The sequence below is a fragment of the Pseudogracilibacillus sp. SO30301A genome, from assembly GCF_037072025.1.
Taxonomy (GTDB): Bacteria; Bacillota; Bacilli; order Bacillales; family Amphibacillaceae; genus Pseudogracilibacillus.
Map to the genome: position 1 here is coordinate 21,735 of NZ_JAXHDD010000051.1, position 6,338 is coordinate 28,072.

The 6,338-nt window shown below is 37.4% G+C and carries 5 protein-coding genes; all 5 read right to left on the minus strand.

Annotation, left to right across the window (positions count from 1 at the left end):
• Positions 1-53: 53 nt before the first annotated feature.
• Positions 54-746 (minus strand): GNAT family N-acetyltransferase, encoded by a 693-nt coding sequence (locus SPD89_RS17945; protein WP_442961198.1) that lies wholly within the window; start codon positions 744-746, stop codon positions 54-56.
• Between the two features lie 12 nt (positions 747-758).
• Positions 759-2,171, minus strand: coding sequence for a Na+/H+ antiporter NhaC (gene nhaC, locus SPD89_RS17950; protein WP_336263323.1), 1,413 nt, complete (start codon positions 2,169-2,171; stop codon positions 759-761).
• Between the two features lie 39 nt (positions 2,172-2,210).
• Positions 2,211-3,326 (minus strand): amidohydrolase, encoded by a 1,116-nt coding sequence (locus tag SPD89_RS17955; protein ID WP_336263324.1) that lies wholly within the window; start codon positions 3,324-3,326, stop codon positions 2,211-2,213.
• A 24-nt stretch (positions 3,327-3,350) separates the two neighbouring features.
• Complete coding sequence (locus tag SPD89_RS17960; protein WP_336263325.1) at positions 3,351-4,463, minus strand: mandelate racemase/muconate lactonizing enzyme family protein; 1,113 nt, start codon at positions 4,461-4,463, stop codon at positions 3,351-3,353.
• A gap of 418 nt (positions 4,464-4,881) precedes the next feature.
• On the minus strand, positions 4,882-6,210 hold the full coding sequence (locus tag SPD89_RS17965; protein ID WP_336263326.1) for a hypothetical protein: 1,329 nt from the start codon (positions 6,208-6,210) through the stop codon (positions 4,882-4,884).
• Positions 6,211-6,338: the final 128 nt, after the last annotated feature.

A 6,338-nucleotide genomic window follows, 5' to 3' on the forward strand; every position in this document is an offset into this window, starting at 1 on the left:
GCCGATGGGATACAGCCCATCACCCTTGTTTATTTTAGAGGGTTTGACCTGCTTCATAACTTTCCGTACAAAACAAAGTATTGGTTATTATTTTGTTCTAGCTTATATCCGTGCCAGCCATCTTGTAATAGCTTCTGCTGTTCTTCGATTTGATCAGTAGGGACTTTTTTTGTTTTGTTCCACTGCGGTTTTTCGCTATCTGTTATTTTCTTCACAAACACGTACCGTAATTTCCCACTGTAAATTTCAATTAATGCTCCCACCGTCATCCCTTGGTTAAATTTATCCTTTAAGCTTGGAATATTAGACGGAGCTACTGTGCAACAAACATATTTAAATGAAACTGACGATTTATTTAATGTTTCCATAATCAGTTGCCCCAATTGCTGTTGTAGTCGGTTTCCACGGTATTTTGGATTCACCATCGAGATTTCTTGATAGATAATTTTATCCAATTCTTTTTCGAGTCCTATTGCTAATCCTAAATGTTCTTCATCGATAGGTGGAACCATTAATGCTCTAAAGGCAATGAGTTTCTCTTCAATAAATGCTCCTAAGAGTAATCCTTTACCATTTAAAATATATTGATATTCCTGCTCAGATAACGTTTGTAACGTTTCTTTGTTCGTTAACGTTTCAGCTACAATCCGTTGCAGTTGAAGGATGTTATCCAAGTCATTTAAAGCTAATTTTCTTACTGTATAGTTTGTTCCATCATTTATAATTCCGTTATAAATCGTATTCACTTCCATTTCCAATTAGACTGCTTCTTCTTGATTTTTTAGAGCGTTCATTTCTTCTTGTGATAATTTAGCAATGGTCCAGCCGGTGAATGCGAAAATTAATGAAATGATCGGGACAGTGAAATTTAATATTGCATACGGCGCATAGGCAAATGCGTGAACACCTAATGTTCCCAATATAAAAACACCACAAGTGTTCCATGGAATAAATACCGATGTTAATGTACCGCCATCTTCAAGGGCTCGTGATAAGTTTTTAGAATGCAGTCCTTTCTGTTGGTATGCTTTTGCGAACATGCGTGACGGAACAACGATGGAAATATATTGTTCTGAACATGTTGCATTCGTTAAAAAACTTGATCCAATTGTGGAGGCAATTAATCCGCCAGTTGTTTTAACAACTTGTAACAGTCGATTCATAATCGCTTGCAGGATACCTGAATACTCTAACACACCACCGAATGTCATTGCGACAATTGTCATCGAAACCGTATACATCATCGATTCTAGACCTCCACGGTTCAACAACTCATCTACCATCGCATTTCCAGAGTCTATGGTATATCCGTTATGCAATACTTCTACTGCAAAAGAAACTGATCCACCTTGGACAAAAATTTGAGAAAGAAAACCAAGTAAAATTCCAACAACTAATGCTGGAACGGCTGGTACTTTCCAAATAACTAACACGATAACAACTAATGGGACAAGCAACAGGTAAGGGGATATAACAAAATGTTCTTGTAAAGCGGTAATAATTTGCTCAATATCAGCCGCATTGGTTCCACCAGTTCCTAATTTTCTTCCTAAAATGGCATAAACGATAAGAGCAATTGCCAAGCCGGGAATTGTAGTGTAAAACATATTTTTAATATGTTCAAATAAATCCGTATGCGTAAGTCCAGCAGCTAAGTTGGTTGTATCTGATAACGGTGACATTTTATCCCCAAAATAAGCTCCGGAAATTACAGCTCCGGCTATCATAGCGGCCGGGATTCCCATACTAAGGCCGATTCCCATCCCAGCTACTCCAATTGTTCCCATCGTTCCCCAAGATGTTCCAGTAACTGTAGCAACAAGTGCACAAATAATACAGATGGTTACTAAAAAATAAGTCGGACTTAATATTTTTAAGCCGTAAAAAATCATTGTGGCAATAACGCCACCGCCAATCCAAGAGCCAATCGTCAGTCCGACGAGCATAATGATAATAACTGCTGGTAATGCCAGCCTGATCCCTTTATACATCATCTCTTCGATTTCTTTAAAGGTAAAGCCGTGTCTCCATGCTACAAGTGCAGCGATGCTTGTCCCAATAATTAAAGGGATATGTGGTTCCTGTTCCAAGTGTATAATTGTAATAAGCATCACAACAATCATGACGACAATAGGTGTTAACGCCCACCATATATTTATTTCTTTCTTCATCATTTGTCTCCCCAATCTGCTTTTTAAAAAAATTTGCAATCATCTTTTGGTTAGGTTCAAACATGTTTCTGTTAAAATAGTAACTCCATGTTCTAATGCGTTTTTATTAAATGTCATTTTTGGATGGTGTAGTCCTGGCTCTACATCTGCACCTAACGCTAGCATTGTAGCCTTTATTTGTGGACGTAATAACGTATAAAAATGAAAATCGTCTGATCCGGATGTTAGGATTCCCTTTCTCGCATGCTCTTTTCCGATCGATTGTTCGATCGATCTAAAAAGAACTTGTTTCGCCTCCTCATTAATCACTGCTGCTGGTACATCGTCAAGAAATTCAATTTCAATGTGAACCCCGTATAATGCTGCTAAATTCTCAATAATTTTCGTTATTTTATTTTTTATCTCTGTCATCACTTCATTCGATTGTGCTCTAATATCGAGGCCAAAAGTCGCTTTACCAGGAATAATATTTAAATTTTTTGAACCGGAATGAAAGCTTGTCATTGTTACGGACACTGGGATCTGAGGTGGAGTATGAATGTTTTGAATTTGCTGTAAAATTGCGCTTCCAATTTCAATTGCATTTTCTCCTTCATGCGGACGGGCTCCGTGATGATCTTCTCCTTTTATTTTCCCCTCTACGAAAACACAAGCGCCATGTTGAATGCTAGCAGCACAAGTAGGGAAGGCGATTTCATTTTTCGGACGAACATGCACGCCAAATAAGTAATCTAAATCGTCGACAACGCCTTCTTCCACTACTTTAACGGAGCCGTTGCCTAATTCTTCAGCGGGTTGAAAGATCGCTCTAATGGTACCGTTCAATTGATGTTCATGTTTTTTTAACTGAATCATGGTGCCAGTCACGATAGCCATATGAGCATCATGACCACATGAATGGTTCGCTTGCATATTTCCGTCAACATCTTGCCAAAGGGCGTCCATATCGGCACGTAAGCCAATGACTGGTCCTGTGCCGCTGCTGATTTCGACACAAAATCCAGGGATTATTTGAAAGGGTTTTGGATGAAATCCTCTTTCTTTAAAATAGTCCATTAAATATGTTGTCGTATTTTTTTCTTCCCAGCTAACTTCGGGATGTTCATGTAAATAATGCCATAATTGATATAACTCATGTTTATCCAGAGTCTTCAAACCTCCTTCAGATGCGGTTACCTTTTAAATGGAAACGGTCTCTTTTTTTACGGATAGTCGGTCGATGTTTTCCTCATTAACGGTAATCCCTAATCCAGGTTTGTCCGCTATATTTACATATGGTAATGAATAGGTTAAATCCCCAGTATCGATTGTAAATTTTGTTGGTCCAGAAATTTCTGTTGAGATAATGTTTTGTTTCGCTAAAGACAGATGAAAACCAGCTGCCGATGCAATGCTTGACTCTACCATGGAGCCGATTTGACAGTTGATACCGAATAATTCAGCCTGTGTAGCGAGTTGATAAGCTGGATAGATTCCGCCACTTTTCATTAATTTAATATTAATGTAACTTACAGATTGATCTTCGACTAGAGTTCGCAAATTTTGGGGAGTAACCATACTTTCATCTGCCATTAAAGGGACAGATGATACTTCCTTTAATTGTTTAAAAAGTGAAACGTCCATCTGGGAAATTGGTTGTTCTACCCAAGATACTTGAAATGGCTTTAATTGTTCAATTACTTGCGCAGCTACTTGAACCGTTTTCCAACCTTGGTTCACATCTATTCGTATTGGCATGTGATCTCCGACTGCTTCTCTTACTGCTTTTACCCGCTCTACATCTTCTTTAGGGTTTTTTCCTAATTTCATTTTTATTTCGTGATACCCTTCTTGTACAGCCGCTTTTGCCTGCTTAGCAAGTACATGTGGTTCTAAAATGCTTAAGACTTTCGGAATGGAAGGTTGTTCTCTTTTCCTTCCACCTAACAATGAATAAATAGGAAGATTACTAAATTTTCCTAAAATATCGTAACAAGCAATATCAATCGCCGCTTTAGCCGCTCCGTTAAACACTAAGGATTGATCCATTATTTCATGAACGCTTTGAATATTTCGTGGGTCTTCTCCAAGAAGAGCAGGAATTAAATTGTATTTTAAGGCAGCAAATACACTATGAACGGATTCCCCTGTGACATGCTCATCTGGTACACTTTCACCGAAACCTACAATCCCTTCATTTGTGTGTATTTTGATAATAATTGCTGGCATAGAATAATAGGAATGATAGGAAATAATGAATGGCTCTTCAAGTGGTAAATCAAGCTGATATATATCAATTTTAGTAATTTGCAATTCGCTCTCTCCTTAAAATAATCGATGTCGTTATCATGTCGTTAAAGGGTATTTTTCTTCATTTTATAGGGAGCGCTTTCAATAGTCAAGTAAGAATAGACGCATAATTCATTCTCATTTTATAGAGGATGTTCAAAAAAGTCCGGTAAAAATGACACTGTATTAGGGGAACTTCGACTAAATACCGACACGTCCTGTGTCGAACGTCGAAGTCACCACATCCTGTGGAAGCTCGTTGGCTTGTTTCTTCGCTACTCATGTACCTAAGTGCATACATTCCACTGCTCGAAACTGCGCCGCCTCGAACTTCCGACGCACAGGACGTGCTAGTGTCGGCGTTGCTGACAGGACGTCAGCGCTTTTAGCCGACTTGGTCCTTTTTATCCTCCTTTTTTGAATACACTTATAATGATTCTTTCTACTTGTCTTCTTGTTCATTTCTAAATTTATTTTCTATTTTCTCAGAGAGGGCATATACATTCCGCGGTCTTCCGTGATGGATTTGTTCCTGACCATATAAGATGATAACGTTAGCTTCGTATAATCTTTTAACAAAACGTTCCGCTGTTCTGATATTTATATTGGCATACTGAGCTAATTCCTTTACAGAAAATGGTTGATAATCATTTAATCTCATAAAGTTAATAAAGCGAATGATCGTTAGCATCTGTGTTTTTGTTTTTTCAGTCAATTCTAGCATCCAGTCATCGGCTGTTCTAATCTCCTCTTCGGTTGTTTCACCAATGATCGGGCCAATCATTTGTTTTTGTTCGGTAATAATATAGCCATTACTTGTTTTACATTTTTTTGCAGACTGTAGCGCAAGTGTAGCGTTTTCTTCTGCTTCAAATATATGGCGACCATAGCCAATACCGACAGAAATTGGTTGCTTAAGCTGTTTTTCAAGATTTTCTATCCACTTGTTATCTTGAACACTAAACAAACGCTCATCAATTGTCCCACGTGTCGTGTAAAAGGCTAGTGTATCTTTATCTTTTATGTCCATCGTGACCATTTTTATCATAGATTTAATGGTAGAAGTAACGGACTGTATCGCTGAATCATGCAATACTTTTCCGTCCTTAATCGAAACATACATAACGGAGAGAAGTCCATCACGTAGTCGCAAATGGTTAACTGTTTTTTTCGCATCTAAGAGTACTTGTTTCATATTTCTATCATTGTCGACCATATAAATAGCCGGGATGTTCTTTTGAATAAGTTTATCATATACATAGTGAATACTTGTTATTGCCATCCTAGTTTTCTTATTGCAATATAATTCCTCATGAAAAGCAACAATTTCATCTATTGATAATTCCATATTCGTATCTTCAGCATAAATCCATTTATAATCATAAACAAAGCTATTTTGAATCGTAAATTGAATGTCGTTTTGAATTTTGGTTAGTACTTGTTTATTTGGTAGATCAATAGAAATTTCATTCACTTGTACAGAATAGTGTAGTAAGCAAGTTAATAGTGAGGCGGTCACCATATATTCATGAAAAGGGGTAATTATAATAGGTTTGTCCGTTTTGATTGTCCGGTCACGGTAATAATAGGGAACGATACCGGAGAAACAAATAACATCTGTTTCTCTAACTGCTTTATTGTGTAATCTCTGGACATCAGCTGGAAGTTCATACGTATAGGTACATAACTGAATAGTTGAAATGCCTTTTGCCAATTCTATCGTTTTATTAACCGAATGTTTCGAGCCGATGTAACCAACCTTCACAAACATGCCTATCAACCTCTCATTTTAATTAAATATTGTATAGAACATTACCAAAATACAGAACATTGTTCAAATGTTATTGGTTTAGCGACTGATTTCGCTAAGTCTAGTTAAGTTGGGTCTAAATTAAATGA